This is a genomic window from Pseudomonas sp. C321 (genome assembly GCF_055407105.1).
In genome coordinates this window covers 183,358-206,318 of the sequence record NZ_JBUZRB010000007.1, presented here as the reverse complement: position 1 = coordinate 206,318, position 22,961 = coordinate 183,358, and the positions used below count along the sequence as shown (strand labels likewise).

The following is a 22,961-nucleotide window of genomic DNA, read 5'->3' as shown; positions in this document are numbered from 1 at the left end:
TTAATCGAGCAGCGAAATCGCGGTGGGTGCGTCATTGCCCACCAGCGCCAGGTCTTCGAATTCGTTGACGGCGTTGATCTCGGTGCCCATGGAAATATTGGTCACCCGCTCCAGAATAATCTCAACGATCACCGGCACCTTGAATTCTTCGAGCATTTCCTGGGCGCGGCGCAAGGCCGGCTGGATCTGATCTGGCTCGAATACCCGCAGGGCCTTGCAACCCAGACCTTCGGCGACAGCCACGTGGTCGACGCCATAACCGTTGAGTTCCGGTGCGTTGAGGTTGTCGAAGGACAGCTGCACGCAGTAGTCCATTTCGAAACCGCGCTGGGCCTGGCGAATCAGCCCCAGGTAGGAGTTGTTCACGACTACGTGGATGTACGGCAGCTTGAACTGCGCGCCCACCGCCAGCTCCTCGATCATGAACTGGAAATCATAGTCGCCGGACAGTGCCACGACCTTGCGGGTCGGGTCAGCCTTGACCACGCCGAGCGCCGCCGGAATGGTCCAGCCCAACGGGCCTGCCTGGCCACAGTTGATCCAGTGCCGAGGCTTGTAGACATGCAGGAACTGCGCGCCGGCAATCTGCGACAGGCCGATGGTGCTGACGTAGCAAGTGTCTTTGCCGAACACCTGGTTCATCTCTTCGTACACCCGTTGCGGCTTGACCGGTACGTTGTCGAAGTGGGTCTTGCGGTGCAGGGTGGCTTTGCGCTGCTGGCAATCGTGGAGCCAGGCGCTGCGGTCCTTGAGCTTGCCGGCGGCTTTCCACTCGCGGGCTACTTCAATAAACAGGGTCAGGGCGCAGCCGGCGTCGGAAACGATGCCCAGGTCCGGGGTGAATACACGGCCGATTTGCATGGGCTCGATATCGACGTGAATGAATTTGCGGCCCTCGGTGTACACCTCCACCGAACCGGTGTGGCGGTTGGCCCAGCGGTTGCCGATGCCCAGCACCACGTCCGATTTCAACATCGTTGCGTTGCCGTAGCGGTGGGAAGTTTGCAGCCCGACCATGCCGACCATCTGCGGGTGATCGTCGGGGATGGTGCCCCAGCCCATCAGGGTTGGGATCACCGGGATGCCGGTCAATTCGGCGAACTCCACCAGCAGGTCGCTGGCGTCGGCGTTGATCACGCCGCCACCGCTGACCAGCAATGGGCGCTCAGCCTGATCCAGCAGGGCCAGGGCTTTTTCCACCTGGATGCGGGTCGCCAATGGCTTGGTCAGGGGCAGCGGTTGATAGGCGTCGATGTCGAATTCGATCTCGGCCATCTGCACGTCGAACGGCAAGTCGATCAACACCGGGCCGGGGCGGCCGGAGCGCATTTCATGGAAAGCTTTCTGGAAGGCATAGGGCACCTGGCCAGGTTCCAGGACAGTGGTCGCCCATTTGGTCACCGGCTTGACGATGCTGGTGATGTCCACGGCCTGGAAGTCTTCCTTGTGCATTCGCGCCCGTGGTGCCTGCCCGGTAATGCACAGGATCGGGATCGAATCGGCTGAGGCGCTGTACAACCCAGTGACCATATCAGTACCGGCTGGCCCCGAAGTGCCGATGCACACACCGATGTTGCCCGCCTTGGTGCGGGTGTAACCCTCGGCCATGTGCGAGGCGCCTTCAACGTGGCGAGCAAGGACGTGATCGATGCCGCCGAGCTTCTGCAAGGCCGAATACAGCGGGTTGATCGCGGCGCCCGGGATGCCAAAGGCCGTGTCGACCCCTTCGCGACGCATCACCAGAACGGCGGCTTCGATTGCTCTCATTTTGCTCATTGTTTTGGTGCCTCTTGCGTTTTGTAATTGTATACAAGTGGTGTTTCGTCAAAGTGTATTCACGGCGAGCGGCGCAGGTCAATCCATTTTATTCGTTGGCCTTTACGTTCGTCGGAAGCCTTTTAGACGGGATTATTTCGACGTGTGGTGCGCATATTTTGAAATATTGTATACAAAAAATTAATCTATTGTGTTCTATTTGTTTGTCCGGCTTCTGATCATTCAGAGCCCCACGGCTTTCCCAATAACAAGATAAGGACGGCACCCATGAGCGCTTTAACCTTGAAAGTCGCAGTCAACCTGGCCAGCCAGGCCATCGCCGCAGGCCGCACTATTGCCGCTGCACCATTGACCATCGCGGTGCTCGACAGCGGCGGGCACTTGATCACCCTGCAGCGCGAAGACGGTGCGAGCTTGCTGCGCCCACAGATCGCCATCGGCAAGGCCTGGGGGGCGATTGCCCTGGGCAAGGGCTCGCGGTTGTTGGCGTTGGATGCGCAGCAGCGGCCGGCGTTTATTGCGGCGTTGAACAGCCTGGGGCAGGGCAGCGTGGTGCCGGCGCCGGGAGGGGTGTTGATCAAGGATCAGGATGGGGTGGTGCTGGGGGCGATTGGGATCAGCGGGGATACTTCGGACATTGATGAGCAGTGTGCGATCAGTGCGATCGAGGGGGTGGGGTTGCTGGCGGATGCGGGTGTGTCAGCCTGACTTGAGGTGACTGGAAGGGCCCCATCGCGACTGGCGCAGGCGCTGCGGTCCATCAGTCGGGCTCACAGCCCTTGAGCACCAACCGAATAATCGTCTGCGCTGCCGCTTCATAGTCGGCCTCGTCCAGCTTTTCTTTTCCGGTCACCACCGAGATTTGCCAGTCGAAGTCGGCATACGTCTGCGTTGCGGCCCAGATGCTGAACATCAGGTGGTTGGGGTCGATGGCGGCGATCTGTCCGCGATCTACCCAGGTCTGGATGCACGCGATGTTGTGTTTGGCCTGGGCGTTGAGTTGTTCCACCAGGTCGGGGCTCAGGTGTGGCGCGCCGTGCATGATTTCGCTGGCAAAGACCTTGGAGGCGAAGGGCAGGTCGCGCGAGATACAGATTTTCGAGCGGATGTACGCCGTCAACACTTCCCTAGGATCGCAGTCGGAATTGAATGGCGTGGAGGCGGCCAGGATCGGCTCGATAATGCTTTCGAGCACCTCGCGGTAGAGGTTGTCCTTGGACTTGAAGTAGTAATAGACGTTGGGTTTGGGCAGCCCGGCCTTGGCGGCGATGTCACTGGTTTTGGTTGCGGCGAACCCCTTGTCGGCAAACTCCTCGCTGGCAGCCCGCAGGATCAGTTCTTTGTTGCGCTCGCGAATGGTGCTCATAGACCAGGAGTTTCCTTGCCAAGACAGGCGGTTGCGCATGGTAGCACCGGCTATCCGCGAGCCTCAAGAATGTGCCCGCAATGCCTTGCGCCGCGCTATGCTCGCCACTATCCCACATTAAGGACGCCTGATTCATGGCAGGAAGCAGCTTACTGGTACTGATCGACGACATCGCCGCCGTTCTCGACGACGTCGCGCTGATGACAAAAATGGCCGCCAAGAAAACCGCTGGCGTGTTGGGCGATGACTTGGCCCTTAACGCCCAGCAAGTTTCCGGTGTGCGCGCCGAGCGCGAAATTCCGGTGGTATGGGCGGTAGCCAAGGGCTCGTTTGTCAACAAACTGATCCTGGTACCCACCGCATTGCTCATCAGCGCCTTCGTACCCTGGGCTGTCACGCCGCTATTGATGCTCGGTGGCGCTTACCTGTGTTTCGAAGGCTTTGAGAAACTGGCCCACAAGTTCCTCCATAGCAAGGCCGAAGACCAGGCCGAACATGCGCAACTGGTGCAGGCAGTGGCCGATCCGGCCACTGATCTGGTGGCCTTCGAGAAGGACAAGATCAAGGGCGCGATCCGCACCGACTTTATCCTCTCGGCAGAAATCATTGCCATCACCCTGGGCACCGTGGCCGATGCGCCGCTGATGCAGCAAGTCATCGTCTTGTCGGGCATTGCCCTCGTCATGACTGTCGGCGTGTATGGGCTGGTAGCTGGCATCGTCAAGCTCGACGACCTGGGCCTGTGGCTCACCCAAAAGCCCGGCCAGGTGGCCCGCAGTATTGGCGGGGCAATTTTGCGCGCCGCGCCCTACATGATGAAAAGCCTGTCGGTGATCGGCACGGCTGCAATGTTCATGGTCGGTGGCGGCATCCTCACCCATGGCGTGCCGGTGGCGCATCACTGGATTGAAACCGTCAGCCAGAGCACCGGAGGTTTGGCCTGGTTGATGCCGACCTTGCTCAATGCGGTGGCGGGGATTATTGCCGGGGCGCTGGTGTTGGGTGTTGTCAGCGTTGTCGGCAAGACCTGGAAAGCAGTGAAAGCCTAGGACCTCGCCGCCATAAAAAAGGCCATTCAATCGAATGGCCTTTTTTGTGCGCGCTTGCCGTTACTCGGCAATCTGCAACTTGCGTGACTCGGTGTACACGTAGCGCACTTTCTCATACTCAAACGGCGAGTTCATCTGACCGTAGCGGAAGCTGGTCTGGTAGCGCTTGTCGACGGCGCGCAGGGCCCAGATTTCCGGGTGGTTTTCGCTGACCTTGGACACATTGAGGAAGTTGATCTGGGATTCGGCGCTGTAGTCCACCAGCAGGCCGCCGGTGTCTCGCAGGTTCGACGGGCCGAAGATCGGCAGCATCAGGTAGGCGCCGCCCGGCACACCGTAGAAACCCAGGGTCTGGCCAAAGTCTTCGCTCTGGCGCGGCAGGCCCATGGCGGTGGCCGGGTCCCACAGGCCGGCGATGCCGAGGGTGGTGTTGAGCAGCAGGCGCCCGGTGGTCTCCAGGGAGCGATGGCCCTTGAGCTGCAGCAGGCTGTTCATCAGGTTGGGCACGTCACCCAGGTTGTTGAAAAAATTGCTGACGCCGGTGCGCAGGAAACTCGGGGTGACATAGCGGTAACCGTCGACCACCGGCAGGAACACCCATTGGTCGAAGCGGTAGTTGAAGTGGTACACCCGACGGTTCCACGACTCCAGCGGGTCGTAGACGTTGAGAGCGTTCAGCGTCGAGCGTTCGAATTCGCGCTGGTCCAGGCCTGGGTTGAACTTGAGCCTGCTCAGCGGTTCCTTGAAGCCGTCTTCATCGACCACGGTGGGTGTGTGGGCCTTGCTGTTGTCGGCATTGGCGACGCCTGTGCAGAGTAACGCAGCAATAAGCAGGAGATATTTAGCCACGGAAGAACTCCAGCATGGCGTCGGCGTTGACGCGGTAATTGAGGTTGCCGCAGTGGCCGCCCAGTGGATAGACGGTCAAGCGATCGCCGAAGGTTTTACGCAGGAAGCCGAGGTCGCCAGGGCCGAGGATTACATCATCGGCGTTGTGCATGACCGCAATTTTCGGGCTGTCGCGCAGGTAATCCTTGAGGGCGTAGAGGCTGACCTGGTCGATCAACTGCAACAGGCTGCCGCCATCGGAACGGGCGCGCCACATCGGGATCACTTGTTCGGTCAGGTAGCAGTCGAAGTCGCATTGCAGCGCACGCTTGAGGAACGGTGTAAGGCTGGTGCCTTCGGTGATCGGGTATTTCGGTGGAATGATCAGGCCGCGGCGGTTGATCAGGTCCGAGGTAAAGGCAATATCGGCCGCCGAAAAGCGGAACGTGGTGCCGATCAGCATCGCCATTTGTTCGTTGGTCAGGTGCTGTTTGGAGTTCTGGAAGTCGTAGAGCAGGGCGTCGTTGAGATCAATGTAGCCCTTTTGCTGGAAGTAGCGGGTCAGCTTGTTCAGCACCAGTTCATAGAACGTGGTGCTGTTGTTGATGCCCTTGACCTCGGTTTGTACCAGCTTGTCGAGGTTGGTGACCGAGGTGTAGAGGTTGACCGGAGGGTTGAGCAGCAGCACTTTCTTGAAGTTGAAGCTGCGCCGGGTCTCGTCCAGCTTGCTGACGAATGCTGCGTCCAGGGCCCCCAGGCTGTAGCCGGTGAGGTAGTACTCGGTGACCGGCAGGCGCGGGTGTTGCGCGCGCACGGCTTGCATTACCCGGTACATGTCCTCGGCGTCTTCACTGGTGATGCCCGGTGTGGCGAAGCGCGACGCAGCACTGATGAAGTCGAAGCTGGTGGGCGACGACAACTGGACCACATGGTAGCCGGCCTTGTAATAGAGCTTTTTCAGGTATTCGTTGATGGTGCTGTCGTAGCGCGCACCAGTACCGGAGATCAGGAAAATCAGCGGCGCGGCATGGTCTTGCTTGGCCATGCGGTAGGTGAGTTTCTTTACCGCCCAGAAGTTGTCGGGCAGGCTGAATTGACGTTCTGGACGCATCGTCAGGCTGTAGTCGGACTGATCGATCTCGTCATCGGTCGGCAGTTCAGGCCGAAGATGAGGGGGCGTGGTGGCGATGGTCGCTTCGAACGGGTTGGTCAAAGGGTAGCCATAGCTGGCGGGGTCGACATCGACCGCCAGTGCTGACGCACTCAAAAAAAGGCCGCCCAACAGGGCCGCACAGCGTAAGGAACGGAGCATGACTTAATCCCTAAGAGGAAAGGTGCTGAATGAAGTTCGCAGGCTATGACCACGGCGCTGCCACCGAAGTGCCAGCCGTCGGCACAAAAAGTCGGTAAAAACAGCGAGAGTCGGAATAATAGTAGCTAGACGATACACTTTGGCACGCTTTGTTGAACACTTATCTGCGTACAAGCCTTGCCAACCGCTACCGGGCGATTAAGCTGGGCGCCGTTTTCGCCTATCGGAGTGCCCCATGTCCCGCCGCTTGCCGCTGATTCTGCTGCTTATTGCCCTACCGTTATGGCTGGCCGCCAGTTATGGGGCGCGTTACGGTTTTATGGAGGACGGGCAGTGGGTCGGCATTTGCGCTGATGAGGCTAGCCGCTGGGAATGCCAGGTGCGCTCGAACCTGGGCCTGATGATTCACTTCAAAGTGATGGGCTGGGCGGCGCTGGTGACGTCGGTGCTGGCGTTTTTTGTGCCGGGGCGTGCCGGGTGGGGCTTGGCGGTGCTGGGATTGGTGTTCGGGTTTTCGGCGTTGGCGTTGTACAACACCACGTTTGCAGTGTTCGCCGTAGTTATTGCCGGATTACGCTTGGTCAGGGCACCGCGGACCGCCGAGTAACCTGTGGCGAGGGGGCAAGCCCCCTCGCCCAGAAGCCTTATTTGCGAACCCGCAAGCAACGCCACAACGCCGCGACCATCAATACACTCACCAACGCCCAACCCAGGGCCTGCTGGTTCATCAACCCTTCGCGATACAACTGCGGTGCAATGCCGGCACCGATGATGAACGCGAGCAAGGCAATCTCCCGACGCGGCCCCGTGACCGGACGCACCAGATACACCAGTGCCGGTAGCAGCAATGCCGCGCTCGGGAAGCTGCGATAGCGCGGGTCAAACACCAGCGCCAGCATCATCACCGCACCGGTAAAGCCAGCCAGCGCCACCAGCCAGCCGGCGCGCTGTTCCAGCCAGTTGAAACTGCGCGCGCGCCAACCTTCACGGGTGCTCAGGGCCAGGGCTGCATGGGCCAGCACCAGCAGGTTCAAGGCCACCAGCAACGCAGCCCAGATCCATTCATCAGTAAAGCGCGCGGTGACACGGGTCAACTCGCTCCAGCTACCAATCGAGCAAGCCGCCACCGCGCCCAGCAACGGCAACAGCAGGGCGGCGCGTGTGCTGCGAACGCGCCCACCCAACACCAGCGTGCCCAACAGGATTATCCCGCCAACGCCCAGCCACATCGGCCAGTACGGCACATTGGTGACCGGCCCGGCCAGCACGCCCTTGTCCTGGCGATCGGCATCAAACAAGCCCCAGTAACCGCCCACCGCACCTTCGCTGGCGCGCTTCCATGGCTGGTCAAAGGCTTCGATCAGGTTGTAGTGCCAGCCATTCGATTCGGCCATGGCGACAAAACCGCGGATAAACTTGGCTTCGTTGACTCGGCTAGGCACGGCGGTTTCGCGCTGGCGGCCTTCGCTCGGCCAACCGGTCTCGCCGATCATCACGTCCTTAGGGGCGAAGCGGTTGCCGAAGGTCTGGCGGATATCGCCGACATGCCGGAGTGCCTGGTCGATCCCCGCCGGGTCATCTTCCCAGTACGGCAGCAAGTGAATGGTCAGGAAATCCACCGCTGGAGCGATTTGCGGGTGTTGTAGCCAGAATTCCCACACATCGGCGTAGGTGACGGGCTGCTTGATCTGGCTCTTGACCCGCTGGATCAGCTTCACCAGCTGGGTGGCGGTGATTTCCTTGCGCAGCAGGGTTTCGTTACCGACGATCACTGACGTGACCACGTCGGCGTTGGCATTGGCGGAGGCAATCAGCAGGTCGACTTCCTTGGCGGTATCCACCGGGTTGCTGTTGACCCAGGCGCCGATCATCAGCTTCAAGCCGTGCTTGCGCGCTAGATCCGGCAGGGCTTCAAGGCCGCTCATCGAGTAGGTGCGAATGCATTCAAAGCGGGTGGACAGCAGCGCGAGGTCGGCATCCATGCGCTCAGGGCGCAGTTTGAACGGCTGGTCGAAAGGCGATTGGTCTTTGTCGAACGGTGTGTAGGACGCACATTGCAACTTGTGACTGGCGCTGGCGACATCCGGCAGCAGCACCGGTTGGCCGAGGCCGTACCAATAGCCACCTAGGGCAAAGAGGCCCAGCAGCAAGGCGAATAAATAGGGCAGGGCAGGGAAGCGGGCGGTCGCGGGCATGGTCTGGCCGTCTGGGGGCAAAGCCGCGCATCTTACCCGTATTTGGTCGGCGCCAGTGGGGCTGCATAACTTTGACATGCAAAGTTCGGGCGGGATTGTTACCTAGTGTCCTATAACTCGACCTGCTGGCGATGTGATGTCGTTTCCTGCTTACCTGAGGTCGCAGTCAGAGCAGGTCGCTCGTGGCAGCAGGTTGATGATCGAAGTGTCAGTACTCCACTGATGTCGCGACAGCATGATCGATGCGCGTGAAGGGGGCGCGGTGCACCACATAACAACAGGTTGACGTCGCTCGGCATCCGTCGGGCGCAGCACTTTCGGGGAAGTAACGATGAAGATGCGACGACTCTTGGGCGCAGGTGCCGCACTGGTGCTTGCGATGAGCTCCACACTGGCCAGCGCCGACAGCAAAACCCTGAGCATCGGCTATGTGGATGGCTGGTCGGACAGTGTCGCTACCACCCACGTGGCGGCAGAAGTGATCAAGCAGAAGCTCGGTTATGACGTGAAACTGCAAGCGGTCGCCACCGGGATCATGTGGCAAGGAGTGGCCACCGGCAAACTCGACGCTATGCTCTCGGCCTGGCTGCCGGTGACCCACGGTGAATACTGGGCCAAAAACAAGGACAAGGTGGTCGACTACGGCCCCAACTTCAAGGACGCCAAGATTGGCTTGATCGTACCGGAGTACGTCAAGGCCAAGTCCATTGCCGACCTCAAGGATGACACCAGCTTCAAGAACAAGATCGTCGGCATCGATGCCGGTTCAGGTGTGATGCTCAAGACCGACGAAGCCATCAAGGCCTATGGCCTGGACTACAAGCTGCAAGCCAGCTCCGGCGCCGCGATGATCGCCGAACTGACCCGTGCCGAAGACAAGCAGGAATCCATTGCGGTCACCGGCTGGGTGCCACACTGGATGTTCGCCAAGTGGAAACTGCGCTTCCTTGACGATCCAAAAGGGATTTATGGTGCTGCCGAAACTGTGAACAGCATCGGCAGCAAGGGCCTGGAGAAGAAAGCGCCTGAAGTCGTGGCCTTCCTGAAAAAATTCCAGTGGGCCTCCAAGGATGAAATCGGCGAAGTGATGCTGGCCATCCAAGAGGGCGCCAAGCCTGATGCAGCGGCCAAGGATTGGGTCGCCAAGCACCCTGAGCGTGTCGCTGAGTGGACCGCTCCGTAATACCTGAAACATGTAGGAGCGAGCTTGCTCGCGATGGACTTCAACGATGACGCGTGGTGCCTGAATGGACGCGTTGTCCTGGTGTTTTTCGCGAGCAAGCGCGCTCCTACAATTGTTTCTGCGCCCTGACAACTCCTCGCTACACGCCTTCTAATACTAAGGTCGTCTGGAACCTGTCCCGCAGCTGCATAAAGTGGATACGTTCCAACAATAATCTGTGCTGCGAGGATAAAAACAATGAACGACAGCATTTACCTCTCGATTCAAAACAGCCCGCGCTTCAAGGAGCTGGTTAGTAAAAGGGAAAAGTTCGCCTGGATTCTCTCGGCGATCATGCTTGGGCTGTACTCCGGATTCATCCTGTTGATTGCCTATGGGCCACAAATACTGGGGGCCAAGATCAGCCCCGGTTCGTCCATTACCTGGGGAATCCCGATCGGGGTCGGGCTGATTGTTTCAGCCTTCGTCCTCACCGCTATCTATGTACGACGCGCCAACGGCGAATTCGACGAGCTGAACAATGCGATTCTCAAGGAGGCTGCGCAATGATCCGTCGTCTATTGGCTGTATTCGGCGCTTCGGTCTTCGCTCCTGCTGTTTGGGCGGCGGAAGCGTTGACCGGTGAAGTGCATAAACAACCGCTGAACGTTGCAGCGATCCTGATGTTCGTAGCCTTTGTTGGTGCGACGTTGTGCATTACTTACTGGGCGTCCAAACGTAACAAGTCGGCGGCTGACTACTATGCGGCTGGCGGTAAAATCACTGGGTTCCAGAACGGTTTGGCGATTGCCGGCGACTACATGTCGGCGGCGTCTTTCCTGGGGATTTCCGCGCTGGTGTTCACCTCCGGCTACGACGGCCTGATCTACTCGATCGGCTTCCTGGTGGGCTGGCCGATCATTCTGTTCCTGATCGCCGAGCGCCTGCGTAACCTGGGTAAGTACACCTTTGCCGACGTGGCGTCCTATCGCCTCGGGCAAACCCAGATCCGCAGCCTGTCGGCTTGCGGTTCCCTGGTAGTGGTGGCGTTCTACCTGATCGCGCAGATGGTTGGCGCCGGCAAGCTGATTCAACTGCTGTTCGGCCTTGATTACCATGTGGCGGTGATCCTGGTGGGTATCCTGATGTGCATGTACGTGCTGTTCGGCGGTATGCTGGCGACCACGTGGGTGCAGATCATCAAGGCGGTGTTGCTGCTGTCCGGTGCCTCGTTCATGGCGCTGATGGTGATGAAACACGTCAACTTCGACTTCAACATGCTGTTTACCGAGGCGATCAAGGTTCACCCTAAAGGTGAAGCGATCATGAGCCCGGGCGGCCTGGTGAAAGATCCGATTTCGGCATTCTCCCTCGGTCTGGCACTGATGTTCGGTACCGCTGGCCTGCCTCACATTCTGATGCGCTTCTTCACCGTGAGCGATGCCAAGGAAGCTCGCAAGAGCGTGCTGTATGCCACTGGCTTTATCGGCTACTTCTACATCCTGACCTTTATCATCGGCTTCGGCGCGATTCTGCTGGTCAGCACCAACCCGGCCTTCAAGGATGCGGCAGGTGCCTTGTTGGGCGGCAACAACATGGCGGCGGTGCATCTGGCCAACGCGGTGGGTGGCAGCATCTTCCTGGGCTTTATCTCAGCCGTGGCCTTCGCCACCATTCTCGCGGTGGTTGCCGGTTTGACCCTGGCGGGTGCTTCGGCGGTGTCCCATGACCTGTATGCCAGCGTGATCAAGAAAGGCAAGGCCAACGAGAAGGATGAGATTCGCGTCTCGAAGATCACCACCATCGCCCTGGCGGTGCTGGCTATCGGCCTGGGCATCCTGTTTGAAAGCCAGAACATCGCGTTCATGGTTGGTCTGGCGTTCTCCATTGCCGCCAGCTGTAACTTCCCGGTGTTGCTGCTTTCCATGTACTGGAAAAATCTCACCACTCGCGGTGCGATGATTGGTGGCTGGTTGGGTCTGATCAGTGCCGTTGGCCTGATGGTCCTTGGTCCAACCATCTGGGTCTCGATCCTGCACAATGAAAAAGCCATCTTCCCTTACGAGTATCCAGCACTGTTCTCTATGATCATTGCGTTCGTCGGGATCTGGTTCTTCTCCATCACCGACAAGTCGACGGCGGCGGAAAAAGAGCGGGCGCTGTTCTACCCGCAGTTCGTGCGTTCGCAGACCGGTCTGGGGGCGAGTGGGGCGGTTTCTCACTAAGGGTTGTCGAAAGACAGCTGCATAAGCTGCACCCATAAAAATGCCCCGGTCGAGAGATCGGGGCATTTTTTATGGGTGGTTAATTTGTGGTTGACGGGCTTTTGTGGCAAAGGGGGCAAGTGTCCCCCCAACACAAATCCTGCACAAACAAATACGGCCTCCCAGAGGAGGCCGTATTCGGTGCAGCTAAGCGGTTATCGCAAGACACTGCTTATTTGCGGTCTTCCAGCTTGGAGATATCACGCTGCTCGTAGCCGGTGTACAGCTGGCGCGGGCGGCCAATCTTGTACGGGCTGGAGAGCATTTCTTTCCAGTGGGAGATCCAGCCCACGGTCCGCGCCAAGGCGAAGATCACGGTGAACATGCTGGTTGGAATGCCGATAGCCTTGAGGATGATCCCGGAGTAGAAATCGACGTTCGGGTACAGCGAGCGTTCGATGAAGTACGGGTCGGTCAGGGCGATCTCTTCCAGGCGCATGGCCAGTTGGAGTTGCGGATCGTTGTTGATCCCCAGTTCCTTCAGTACTTCGTCGCAGGTCTTCTTCATCACGGTGGCGCGCGGGTCGCGGTTCTTGTAGACCCGGTGACCGAAGCCCATCAACTTGAACGGATCGTTCTTGTCCTTGGCCTTGGCGATGAACTTGTCGATGTTCGACACATCGCCGATTTCATCGAGCATGCTTAATACGGCTTCGTTCGCACCGCCGTGGGCAGGGCCCCACAGTGCGGCGATACCGGCGGCGATACAGGCAAACGGGTTGGCACCCGAAGAGCCCGCCAGGCGTACGGTAGAAGTCGAGGCGTTCTGTTCGTGGTCGGCGTGGAGGATAAAGATCCGGTCCATTGCCTTGGCCAGCACCGGGCTGATCGGTTTGATCTCGCACGGGGTATTGAACATCATGTGCAGGAAGTTTTCCGCGTACGTCAGGTCGTTGCGCGGGTACATCATGGGTTGGCCCATGGAGTACTTGTAAACCATCGCTGCCAGGGTCGGCATCTTGGCAACCAGGCGGATCGCGGAAATTTCGCGATGCTGCGGGTTATTGATGTCCAGGGAGTCGTGGTAGAAGGCCGACAGGGCGCCAACCACGCCACACATGACAGCCATCGGGTGGGCGTCGCGGCGGAAGCCGTTGAAGAATGTCTTCAGCTGCTCATGCACCATGGTGTGATTCTTCACGGTGCTGACGAACTGGGCTTTCTGCTCGGCTGTTGGCAATTCGCCATTTAGCAGCAGGTAGCAGGTTTCCAGGTAGTCCGACTTCTCGGCCAACTGTTCGATCGGGTAGCCCCGATGTAGCAGGATGCCATTATCACCATCAATATAGGTGATCTTCGACTCGCAAGAGGCGGTCGACATGAAGCCTGGGTCGAATGTAAAACGGCCCGTGGCCGTCAGGCCCCGTACGTCGATAACATCAGGACCAACGGTGCCGGTTAAAATGGGCAGCTCGACGGGGGCTGCGCCCTCGATGATCAACTGCGCTTTTTTGTCAGCCATGTGGCCTCCTATTTATGCTTCAAATCATCAGACAGACCCCCCACGCAGGGCCCGCACCACTATAGTGAGATAAATTCGAATGTCAATTTGCCTAAAGTCTTGCTCCAGAAGGCTTTAACCGTACTTTTTCCTCGAAATTACCTGCCGTTTACGCCTTTTATCCCAACAGCGCAATCAGCTATTAGGGTGAGGTGCGCGCGTTGTCATTAGTTGCCTAACTGTCTATACTCGGCCACCGACCGCCAAGGGCTTTTGGGCTTGTTTTCATTGGGGGTCGCACTCCCTGGGTGGTGCTTACCTGACCAGTGCACCCCCCAACAACTTTGCCCTGATTGTTAGGGGCTCTTCAGTGTGAAAAAAAGCCGTGAATAGCCAACGACCTGTAAACCTAGACCTAAGGACCATCAAACTCCCCATCACCGGCGTGACGTCATTCCTGCACCGTGTTTCCGGCATCATCCTGTTTCTCGGCCTGGGCATCATGCTTTATGCATTGAGCAAATCCCTGGGTTCGGAAGAGGGGTACGCTGAGGTGAAGGCATGCATGACCAGTCCGCTGGCCAAGTTCGTGGCGTGGGGCCTCCTGTCCGCTCTGCTGTATCACCTGGTGGCCGGTGTTCGCCACTTGATCATGGACATGGGTATCGGTGAGACGCTGGAAGGCGGCAAGCTGGGCTCGAAAATCGTTATCGCCATTTCCCTGGTGATGATCGTTCTGGCGGGAGTTTGGATATGGTAACCAGCGTTACGAACCTGTCGCGTTCGGGCCTCTATGACTGGATGGCGCAGCGTGTGTCTGCGGTCGTTCTCGCGGCTTATTTCATCTTCCTGATCGGATACCTCGTTGCCAATCCGGGTATCGACTATGCCCAATGGCACGGCCTGTTCTCCCACAACGGGATGCGTATCTTCAGTCTGCTGGCCCTTGTGGCCCTGGGCGCTCACGCCTGGGTCGGCATGTGGACTATCGCGACTGACTACCTGACGCCGATGGCGCTGGGCAAGTCCGCGACTGCAGTACGTTTCCTCTTCCAGGCAGTATGCGGCGTCGCGATGTTCGCTTACTTCGTCTGGGGTGTGCAGATTCTTTGGGGTATCTGATTCATGGCTAACACAGTTAATACACTTTCATTCGACGCCATCATCATTGGCGGCGGCGGTGCCGGCATGCGTGCTGCGCTGCAACTGGCCCAGGGCGGTCACAAGACTGCCGTGATCACCAAGGTGTTCCCGACCCGTTCCCACACCGTTTCGGCCCAGGGTGGCATCACCTGCGCCATCGCCTCCGCCGATCCAAACGATGACTGGCGCTGGCACATGTACGATACCGTCAAGGGTTCCGATTATATCGGTGACCAGGACGCTATCGAATACATGTGTTCCGTAGGCCCGGAAGCAGTCTTCGAACTGGAACACATGGGTCTGCCGTTCTCCCGTACCGAACAGGGCCGCATCTACCAGCGTCCGTTCGGCGGTCAGTCGAAAGATTTCGGTAAGGGTGGCCAGGCCGCCCGTACCTGCGCTGCAGCCGACCGTACCGGTCACGCGCTGTTGCACACCCTGTATCAAGCCAACCTGAAGGCTGGCACCGTATTCCTCAACGAATACTACGGTGTCGACCTGGTGAAGAACGAAGATGGTGCCTTTGTCGGCATGATCGTTATCTGCATCGAAACCGGCGAAACCTCCTATGTACGCGCCAACGCCACCGTATTGGCGACCGGCGGTGCAGGTCGGATCTACTCGTCCACCACCAACGCCCTGATCAACACCGGTGACGGTATCGGCATGGCCCTGCGTGCAGGTGTTCCGGTACAAGACATCGAAATGTGGCAGTTCCACCCGACTGGCATCGCCGGCGCCGGTGTACTGGTGACCGAAGGTTGCCGTGGTGAAGGTGGTTACCTGATCAACAAGAACGGCGAGCGCTTCATGGAGCGTTATGCTCCGAACGCCAAAGACCTTGCCGGTCGTGACGTTGTAGCCCGTTCCATGGTTAAAGAGATCATCGCCGGCAACGGCTGTGGTCCCGATGGCGATCACGTGATGCTGAAACTCGATCACCTCGGTGAAGAAGTACTGCACAGCCGTCTGCCGGGCATCATGGAGTTGTCCAAGACCTTCGCCCACGTCGATCCGGCTGTTGCGCCGATCCCGGTTGTTCCAACCTGCCACTATATGATGGGCGGCGTTGCCACCAACATTCACGGCCAGGCGATCACCCAGGACGCCGATGGCGTTGATCAGATCATTCCTGGTCTGTTCGCCGTAGGTGAAGTGGCGTGCGTATCGGTTCACGGTGCCAACCGTCTGGGTGGCAACTCGCTGCTCGACCTGGTGGTGTTCGGTCGTGCTGCTGGCCTGTTCCTGGAGCAGACTCTCAAGGAAGGCGTCGATTACACACGTGCTCGCCAGTCCGACATCGACGCTGCCCTGGCACGTCTCGATGGCCTGAACTCGCGCACTGACGGTGAAGACGTTGCTACCCTGCGTAAAGAGCTGCAAAGCTGCATGCAGAACTACTTCGGTGTGTTCCGTACCGGCGAATACATGCAGAAGGGTATCGCCCAGCTCGCTGATCTGCGTGTCCGTATCGCCAACGTCAAGATCAACGACAAGAGTCAGGCGTTCAACACCGCTCGTATCGAAGCCCTTGAATTGCAAAACCTGCTGGAAGTGGCTGAAGCAACTGCCATCGCCGCAGAAGTTCGCAAAGAGTCCCGCGGCGCTCACGCCCGTGAAGACTTCGAAGAGCGCGACGACGTTAACTGGTTGTGCCACACCCTGTACTTCCCGGGTGACAAGCGCGTAACCAAGCGTGCCGTGAACTTCTCGCCAAAAACAGTCCCTACGTTTGAACCAATGATTCGGACTTATTAAGGGTGGCCGCCATGTTGAAAGTCAGTGTTTATCGCTACAACCCTGATCAGGACGCTGCGCCGTTCATGCAGGAATTCCAGGTCGATACCGGTGGTAAAGACCTGATGGTGCTGGACGTGCTGGCGCTGGTCAAAGAGCAGGACGAAGGTTTCTCCTATCGTCGCTCTTGCCGTGAAGGTGTCTGCGGTTCCGACGGCATGAACATCAACGGCAAAAACGGCCTGGCGTGCATCACGCCGCTGTCCGCTGTCGTCAAAGGCAACAAGCTGATCGTTCGTCCACTGCCAGGTTTGCCGGTAATCCGTGACCTGGTCGTCGATATGAGCATCTTCTACAAGCAATACGAGAAGGTTAAGCCATTCCTGCAGAACGACACGCCGGCTCCGGCCATCGAACGTCTGCAGACCCCGCAAGAGCGCGAGAAGCTGGACGGTCTGTACGAGTGCATCCTGTGCGCTTGCTGCTCGACTTCCTGCCCGTCCTTCTGGTGGAACCCGGACAAGTTCCTGGGCCCGGCTGCACTGCTGCAAGCGTATCGCTTCCTGGCAGATAGCCGTGACACCCAAACGTCCGAGCGTCTGGCTTCACTGGATGACCCGTTCAGCGTATTCCGCTGCCGTGGGATCATGAACTGCGTCAACGTATGTCCTAAAGGCCTGAACCCGACTAAGGCCATTGGTCACGTACGTAGCATGTTGCTGCAAAGCGGCGTGTAACTGACGTTGTAGTAAAAGCAGGACCGTTGTGCCCGTAGATGCTGCGGCGCAGGCTTCAACCGGCGCCGTAGTCTTAACCTGAGCAGCGACTTACAAAGCGCGGCTCTTATTTTGAAGAAATGAGACAAGCAGGGGCATCCGGGTTGGTACCCGGACTATCAGCGTGATCCTAAGTGGCTTGTTTTGGTCGCTGCACTCGGACTTTGCAAGCAGACTCGGTGTCTTCGCCGGTGGTGTCCCCTAACCGAGGGTGACCAAGCATGCAAGAAAGCGTGATGCAGCGCATGTGGAACAGCGGCTATCTTTCAGGTGGTAACGCTGCCTATGTGGAAGAGCTTTATGAGCTCTACCTGCACGACCCTAACGCTGTGCCAGAAGAATGGCGCACCAAATTTCAGACGTTGCCCGCTGACGGCAACGCTGCCACCGATGTATCGCACTCGACGATTCGCGATCATTTCGTGCTGCTGGCAAAGAACCAGCGCCGCGCCCAGCCGGTTTCCGCCGCAAGCGTGAGCAGTGAGCATGAGAAGAAGCAAGTTGAAGTATTGCGACTGATCCAGGCCTACCGTATGCGTGGCCACCAAGCAGCCCAGCTTGACCCGCTGGGGCTGTGGCAGCGTCCTGCACCTGCAGACCTGTCGATCAATCATTACGGCTTGACCAATGCCGATCTTGATACGACCTTCCGTGCCGGCGATCTGTTTCTCGGCAAGGAGGAGGCGAGCCTACGCGAAATTCACGAAGCGTTGCAGCAGACATATTGCCGCACCATTGGTGCTGAGTTTACGCATATCGTCGATACCGAGCAGCGCCACTGGTTCCAGCAGCGTCTGGAAAGCGTGCGCAGCCGTCCGGTGATCTCCGCCGACCTCAAGAGCCACCTGCTTGAGCGCGTCACTGCAGCTGAAGGCCTGGAAAAATACCTGGGTACCAAATACCCGGGTACCAAGCGTTTCGGTTTGGAAGGCGGCGAGAGCCTGATTCCGATGCTCGACGAGTTGATCCAGCGTTCCGGTTCCTACGGCACCAAGGAAATCGTCATCGGCATGGCCCACCGTGGTCGTCTGAACGTGTTGGTTAACACTTTCGGCAAGAATCCGCGCGATCTGTTCGATGAGTTCGAAGGCAAGAAGAAGGTCGAGCTGGGTTCCGGTGACGTTAAATACCACCAGGGCTTCTCGTCCAACGTGATGACCACAGGCGGCGAAGTCCACCTGGCCATGGCATTCAACCCCTCCCACCTGGAAATTGTTTCGCCAGTGGTCGAGGGTTCGGTGCGTGCCCGTCAGGATCGTCGTAACGATCCGACCGGTGAAAAGGTCCTGCCTATTTCCATCCACGGTGATGCGGCATTCGCCGGTCAAGGCGTGGTCATGGAAACCTTCCAGATGTCGCAGACCCGCGGCTTCAAGACTGGCGGTACCGTTCACATCGTCATCAACAACCAGGTTGGCTTCACCATCAGCAACCCGGAAGACTCGCGTTCCACCGAGTACGCTACTGACGTTGCGAAAATGATCCAGGCGCCGATCCTCCATGTAAATGGTGATGATCCGGAAGCCGTATTGTTTGTGACCCAGTTGGCCATCGACTACCGCATGCAGTTCAAGCGTGACGTGGTAATCGACCTGGTTTGCTACCGCCGCCGCGGTCACAACGAAGCGGATGAGCCGAGCGGCACCCAGCCGTTGATGTACCAGCAAATCGCCAAGCAGCGCACCACCCGTGAGCTGTACGCCGAGCGCCTGACCCTGGCCGGTGTGGTAGATGATGCGCGTGTTCAAGGCAAGATCGACGAGTACCGCAACGCGTTGGACAACGGTCTGCATGTTGTAAAAAGCCTGGTCAAGGAACCGAACAAAGAACTGTTCGTTGACTGGCGTCCGTACCTGGGTCACGCCTGGACTGCGCGTCACGACACCACTTTTGATCTGAAGACCTTGCAGGAATTGTCCGCCAAGCTGCTGGAAATCCCGGATGGCTTTGTAGTTCAGCGTCAAGTATCGAAGATCTACGAAGACCGTCAGAAAATGCAAGCCGGCGGCCTGCCGATCAACTGGGGTTATGCCGAAACCATGGCATACGCGACCCTGGCGTTTGAAGGCCACCCGATTCGCATGACCGGCCAGGACATCGGCCGTGGTACGTTCTCGCACCGTCACGCTGTGTTGCACAACCAGAAAGACGCGGGTACCTACATCCCGCTGCAAAACCTGTACAAGGGCCAGCCACGTTTCGACCTGTACGATTCGTTCCTGTCCGAAGAAGCAGTACTGGCCTTCGAATACGGTTACTCGACCACCACGCCTGAGGCGCTGGTGATCTGGGAAGCCCAGTTCGGCGATTTCGCCAACGGTGCCCAGGTGGTTATCGACCAGTTCATCACCAGCGGCGAGCACAAATGGGGCCGTCTCTGCGGTCTGACCATGCTGCTGCCGCACGGTTATGAAGGTCAGGGTCCGGAGCACTCTTCGGCTCGCCTGGAGCGTTACCTGCAGATGTGCGCCGAGCACAACATTCAGGTGTGCGTACCCACTACGCCGGCTCAGATCTACCACTTGCTGCGACGCCAGGTGATTCGTCCCCTGCGTAAACCACTGGTAGTCCTGACTCCAAAGTCGCTGTTGCGTCATAAATTGGCCATCTCGACCCTGGAAGATCTGGCCGAAGGTTCGTTCCAGACCGTTATTCCGGAAATCGATGCCCATGACCCGAAAAAGGTCACGCGTATCGTACTGGCGAGCGGCAAGGTCTACTACGACCTGCTGGAAAAACGCCGTGCCGAAGGTCGTGACGACATCGCCATCGTGCGTCTTGAGCAGCTGTACCCATTCCCTGAGGACGACTTGATTGAAGTCCTGGCTCGTTACTCCAACCTCAAACATATCGTTTGGTGTCAGGAAGAGCCGATGAACCAGGGTGCCTGGTACTGCAGCCAGCATCACATGCGCCGCATCATTGGCGGTCACGACAAGTCGCTCGTACTTGAGTACGCGGGCCGTGACGCTTCTGCTGCACCTGCTTGTGGTTATGCATCGATGCACGCCGAGCAGCAGGCAAAACTGCTGCAAGATGCTTTCACTGTTTAACGCCTTCGCGCTGACTGAAACCGAATTTTAAGGACCCACAGATAATGGCTATCGAAATCAAAGCCCCGTCATTCCCGGAATCGGTTGCCGATGGCACCGTTGCCACCTGGCACAAGAAACCAGGTGACGCTGTCAAGCGTGACGACTTGATCGTTGACATCGAAACCGACAAGGTTGTGCTGGAAGTGTTGGCCGAAGCCGACGGCGTCCTGGGCGCCATCGTTGCCAATGAAGGCGACACCGTTCTGTCCAACCAGGTACTGGGCTCGATCGAAGAGGGTAGCGCTGCTGCCGCTCCAGCCGCTGCTGCTCCGGCTGCCGCACAAGCTGCTGCTCCAGCCGACGCTGGCGAAGACGATCCTGTTGCTGCACCGGCTGCTCGCAAGCTGGCTGAAGAAAACGGCATCAACATCGCTTCCGTTGCCGGTACTGGCAAAGGCGGTCGTGTGACCAAGGAAGACGTAGTCGCTGCTGTTGCTACCAAGAAAGCCGCTCCGGCTGCCGCGCCTGCCAAGGCTGCTGCACCTGCTGCTGCCGCTCCTGTGTTCGCGGCAGGCGATCGCACCGAGAAACGCGTGCCGATGACCCGCGTACGTGCCACCGTGGCCAAGCGTCTGGTTGAAGCCCAGTCGAACATGGCGATGCTGACTACCTTCAACGAAGTCGACATGACCGAAGTCATGGCATTGCGTTCGAAGTACAAGGATCTCTTTGAGAAGAGCCATAACGGTGTGCGCCTGGGCTTCATGTCGTTCTTCGTAAAAGCGGCTACCGAAGCGCTGAAACGCTTCCCGGCAGTCAACGCTTCCATCGACGGCGCCGACATCGTTTACCACGGCTACGCTGACGTCGGTGTTGCTGTCTCCAGCGAGCGTGGGCTGGTGGTGCCGGTTCTGCGTAACGCCGAACTGATGAGCCTGGCTGAAATCGAAGGCGGCATCGCCACCTTCGGCAAGAAGGCTCGTGACGGCAAGCTGACCATCGATGAGATGACCGGTGGTACCTTCACCATCACCAACGGTGGTACTTTCGGCTCGATGATGTCGACCCCGATCGTCAACCCACCACAAGCTGCGATCCTGGGCATGCACAACATTCTGCAGCGTCCTATGGCGATCAACGGTCAAGTGGTCATCCGTCCGATGATGTACTTGGCGCTGTCCTACGATCACCGCCTGATCGATGGTAAAGAAGCCGTGACTTTCCTGGTGACCATCAAGAACCTGCTGGAAGACCCGGCTCGTCTGCTCCTGGATATCTGATAGAAGCAGCGTCAAGTTGCGAGCTGCAAGCTGCAAGTAAAAGCAGCTTGGCTTACAGCTTGACGCTTGAAGCTTGTCGCTAAATAGAGGATCTATTTTCATGTCTCAGAAATTTGACGTTGTAGTGATTGGTGCAGGCCCTGGCGGCTATGTTGCCGCCATCAAGGCCGCGCAACTGGGCCTCTCGACTGCTTGCATCGAAAAATACACCGACAAGGAAGGCAAACTGGCCCTGGGCGGTACTTGCCTGAACGTCGGTTGCATTCCCTCCAAGGCGCTGCTGGACAGCTCCTGGAAATTCCACGAAGCCCAAGTTGGTTTTGCCATCCACGGCATCAACCACGCTGGCGTGACCATGGACGTACCAGCAATGGTCGGCCGCAAGGCCAACATTGTTAAAGGCCTGACTTCCGGCGTTGCAACCCTGTTCAAGGCCAATGGCGTCACTTCCCTGCAAGGTCATGGCAAACTGCTGGCCGGCAAGAAAGTTGAAATCACCAAGCCTGACGGTTCGGTCGAAATCATCGAAGCCGAGAACGTGATCCTGGCTCCAGGTTCGCGTCCAATCGACATTCCACCTGCTCCAGTTGACCAGAACGTGATCGTTGATTCGACCGGCGCCCTGGAGTTCCAATCAGTTCCAAAACGTCTGGGCGTGATCGGCGCTGGCGTGATCGGTCTGGAACTGGGTTCGGTCTGGTCGCGTCTGGGTTCGCAAGTGACCGTCCTGGAAGCCCTGGACACGTTCCTGCTGGCTGCCGACAGCGCTGTGTCCAAAGAAGCCTTGAAGACCCTGACCAAACAAGGTCTGGACATCAAGCTGGGCGCTCGTGTGACCGGTTCCAAGGTCAACGGCGAAGAAGTCGTTGTGACCTACACCGACAAGAATGGCGAACAGACCATCACTTTCGACAAGCTGATCGTAGCCGTTGGTCGCCGTCCGGTGACCACTGATCTGCTGGCTGCCGACAGCGGTGTGAACCTCGACGAGCGCGGTTTTGTGCACGTTGACGATCACTGCGCCACCACCGTACCGGGCGTTTTCGCCATTGGCGACGTGGTTCGCGGCATGATGCTGGCGCACAAGGCTTCCGAAGAGGGCATCATGGTTGTCGAGCGCATCAAGGGTCACAAGACTCAGATGAACTACGACCTGATCCCGTCGGTTATCTACACCCATCCAGAGATTGCATGGGTCGGCAAGAACGAACAGCAGTTGAAAGCTGAAGGCGTTGAAGTTAACGTCGGCACTTTCCCGTTTGCCGCTTCTGGCCGTGCCATGGCAGCCAACGACACCGGTGGTTTCGTCAAAGTCATCGCTGATGCCAAGACTGACCGCGTATTGGGCGTCCACGTGATTGGCCCAGGCGCAGCAGAACTGGTTCAGCAGGGCGCAATCGGTATGGAATTCGGCACCAGCGCCGAGGATATCGGTATGATGGTCTTCTCCCATCCGACCCTGTCCGAAGCGCTGCACGAAGCTGCGTTGGCAGTGAATGGCCATGCCATCCACATCGCCAACAAGAAGAAGCGCTAAGCAAGATAATAAGAAACCACGGCGGTTGCCCGTCGTGAGCCTTGTGCGCAAGACTCACCG

19 protein-coding genes are annotated in these 22,961 nt (G+C 58.3%); 13 read left to right on the top strand and 6 right to left on the bottom strand.

What is annotated here, in order from left to right; translation table 11 throughout:
* Nucleotides 1-1,776, bottom strand: a complete 1,776-nt coding sequence (gcl, locus tag ACZRJ6_RS20990) for a glyoxylate carboligase (protein WP_463969662.1) — start codon at nucleotides 1,774-1,776, stop codon at nucleotides 1-3.
* Between the two features lie 267 nt (nucleotides 1,777-2,043).
* On the opposite strand from gcl, the gene ACZRJ6_RS20985 reads away from it, so the two are divergent.
* Entirely contained in the window at nucleotides 2,044-2,484 is a 441-nt protein-coding gene (locus ACZRJ6_RS20985; RefSeq protein ID WP_463969663.1) for a GlcG/HbpS family heme-binding protein, read from the top strand.
* Between the two features lie 52 nt (nucleotides 2,485-2,536).
* Here ACZRJ6_RS20985 and ACZRJ6_RS20980 read toward each other — a convergent pair whose 3' ends face one another.
* On the bottom strand, nucleotides 2,537-3,142 hold the full coding sequence (locus ACZRJ6_RS20980) for a TetR/AcrR family transcriptional regulator (protein WP_463969664.1): 606 nt from the start codon (nucleotides 3,140-3,142) through the stop codon (nucleotides 2,537-2,539).
* Nucleotides 3,143-3,276: 134 nt separating this feature from the next.
* Between ACZRJ6_RS20980 and ACZRJ6_RS20975 the strand changes: the two genes are divergently transcribed.
* Nucleotides 3,277-4,191 carry a DUF808 domain-containing protein gene (locus tag ACZRJ6_RS20975; RefSeq protein ID WP_463969665.1) on the top strand — a complete coding sequence of 305 codons (915 nt, stop codon included), beginning with the start codon at nucleotides 3,277-3,279 and terminating at the stop codon, nucleotides 4,189-4,191.
* Nucleotides 4,192-4,251: 60 nt separating this feature from the next.
* On the opposite strand, the gene ACZRJ6_RS20970 is transcribed toward ACZRJ6_RS20975, so the two are convergent.
* A complete protein-coding gene (locus ACZRJ6_RS20970; protein WP_463969666.1) occupies nucleotides 4,252-5,040 on the bottom strand; it encodes an MlaA family lipoprotein in 789 nt (262 codons plus the stop codon).
* On the bottom strand, nucleotides 5,033-6,331 hold the full coding sequence (locus ACZRJ6_RS20965) for a serine/threonine protein kinase (RefSeq protein WP_463993556.1): 1,299 nt from the start codon (nucleotides 6,329-6,331) through the stop codon (nucleotides 5,033-5,035). The genes ACZRJ6_RS20970 and ACZRJ6_RS20965 overlap by 8 nt, the downstream gene beginning before the upstream one ends.
* A gap of 235 nt (nucleotides 6,332-6,566) precedes the next feature.
* Between ACZRJ6_RS20965 and ACZRJ6_RS20960 the strand changes: the two genes are divergently transcribed.
* Nucleotides 6,567-6,938, top strand: a complete 372-nt coding sequence (locus ACZRJ6_RS20960; protein ID WP_463969668.1) for a hypothetical protein — start codon at nucleotides 6,567-6,569, stop codon at nucleotides 6,936-6,938.
* A gap of 37 nt (nucleotides 6,939-6,975) precedes the next feature.
* Here the strand turns inward: ACZRJ6_RS20960 and ACZRJ6_RS20955 are convergent, their stop codons facing one another.
* On the bottom strand, nucleotides 6,976-8,526 hold the full coding sequence (locus tag ACZRJ6_RS20955; RefSeq protein ID WP_463969669.1) for a glycoside hydrolase family 17 protein: 1,551 nt from the start codon (nucleotides 8,524-8,526) through the stop codon (nucleotides 6,976-6,978).
* Between the two features lie 331 nt (nucleotides 8,527-8,857).
* Between ACZRJ6_RS20955 and ACZRJ6_RS20950 the strand changes: the two genes are divergently transcribed.
* From ACZRJ6_RS20950 to ACZRJ6_RS20940, 3 genes are all read left to right on the top strand, one after another.
* Entirely contained in the window at nucleotides 8,858-9,709 is an 852-nt protein-coding gene (locus tag ACZRJ6_RS20950; RefSeq protein ID WP_463969670.1) for a glycine betaine ABC transporter substrate-binding protein, read from the top strand.
* Between the two features lie 237 nt (nucleotides 9,710-9,946).
* Nucleotides 9,947-10,258 carry a DUF485 domain-containing protein gene (locus ACZRJ6_RS20945; RefSeq protein ID WP_463969671.1) on the top strand — a complete coding sequence of 104 codons (312 nt, stop codon included), beginning with the start codon at nucleotides 9,947-9,949 and terminating at the stop codon, nucleotides 10,256-10,258.
* Nucleotides 10,255-11,913 carry a cation acetate symporter gene (locus tag ACZRJ6_RS20940; RefSeq protein WP_463969672.1) on the top strand — a complete coding sequence of 553 codons (1,659 nt, stop codon included), beginning with the start codon at nucleotides 10,255-10,257 and terminating at the stop codon, nucleotides 11,911-11,913. Before ACZRJ6_RS20945 ends, ACZRJ6_RS20940 begins: the two co-directional genes overlap by 4 nt.
* 211 nt (nucleotides 11,914-12,124) lie before the next feature.
* Here the strand turns inward: ACZRJ6_RS20940 and gltA are convergent, their stop codons facing one another.
* The gene (gene gltA / locus ACZRJ6_RS20935; protein ID WP_133099072.1) at nucleotides 12,125-13,414 is read right to left on the bottom strand and encodes a citrate synthase; all 1,290 of its coding nucleotides are present in this window, start codon (nucleotides 13,412-13,414) and stop codon (nucleotides 12,125-12,127) included.
* A 364-nt stretch (nucleotides 13,415-13,778) separates the two neighbouring features.
* Between gltA and sdhC the strand changes: the two genes are divergently transcribed.
* The 7 genes from sdhC (at nucleotide 13,779) to lpdA (ending at nucleotide 22,901) form a co-directional block, all read left to right on the top strand.
* Nucleotides 13,779-14,153 carry a succinate dehydrogenase, cytochrome b556 subunit gene (gene sdhC, locus ACZRJ6_RS20930; RefSeq protein ID WP_133099071.1) on the top strand — a complete coding sequence of 125 codons (375 nt, stop codon included), beginning with the start codon at nucleotides 13,779-13,781 and terminating at the stop codon, nucleotides 14,151-14,153.
* Complete coding sequence (sdhD, locus tag ACZRJ6_RS20925; RefSeq protein ID WP_084381144.1) at nucleotides 14,147-14,515, top strand: succinate dehydrogenase, hydrophobic membrane anchor protein; 369 nt, start codon at nucleotides 14,147-14,149, stop codon at nucleotides 14,513-14,515. Before sdhC ends, sdhD begins: the two co-directional genes overlap by 7 nt.
* Before the next feature lie 3 nt (nucleotides 14,516-14,518).
* A complete protein-coding gene (gene sdhA / locus ACZRJ6_RS20920) occupies nucleotides 14,519-16,294 on the top strand; it encodes a succinate dehydrogenase flavoprotein subunit (RefSeq protein WP_463969673.1) in 1,776 nt (591 codons plus the stop codon).
* An 11-nt stretch (nucleotides 16,295-16,305) separates the two neighbouring features.
* Entirely contained in the window at nucleotides 16,306-17,010 is a 705-nt protein-coding gene (locus ACZRJ6_RS20915) for a succinate dehydrogenase iron-sulfur subunit (RefSeq protein ID WP_133099068.1), read from the top strand.
* 260 nt (nucleotides 17,011-17,270) lie between these two features.
* Entirely contained in the window at nucleotides 17,271-20,102 is a 2,832-nt protein-coding gene (locus ACZRJ6_RS20910; RefSeq protein ID WP_463969674.1) for a 2-oxoglutarate dehydrogenase E1 component, read from the top strand.
* 44 nt (nucleotides 20,103-20,146) lie between these two features.
* Nucleotides 20,147-21,364 (top strand): 2-oxoglutarate dehydrogenase complex dihydrolipoyllysine-residue succinyltransferase, encoded by a 1,218-nt coding sequence (gene odhB / locus ACZRJ6_RS20905; RefSeq protein WP_463969675.1) that lies wholly within the window; start codon nucleotides 20,147-20,149, stop codon nucleotides 21,362-21,364.
* Between the two features lie 100 nt (nucleotides 21,365-21,464).
* Nucleotides 21,465-22,901, top strand: coding sequence for a dihydrolipoyl dehydrogenase (lpdA, locus tag ACZRJ6_RS20900; RefSeq protein ID WP_149411451.1), 1,437 nt, complete (start codon nucleotides 21,465-21,467; stop codon nucleotides 22,899-22,901).
* The last annotated feature ends 60 nt before the right edge of the window (nucleotides 22,902-22,961 follow it).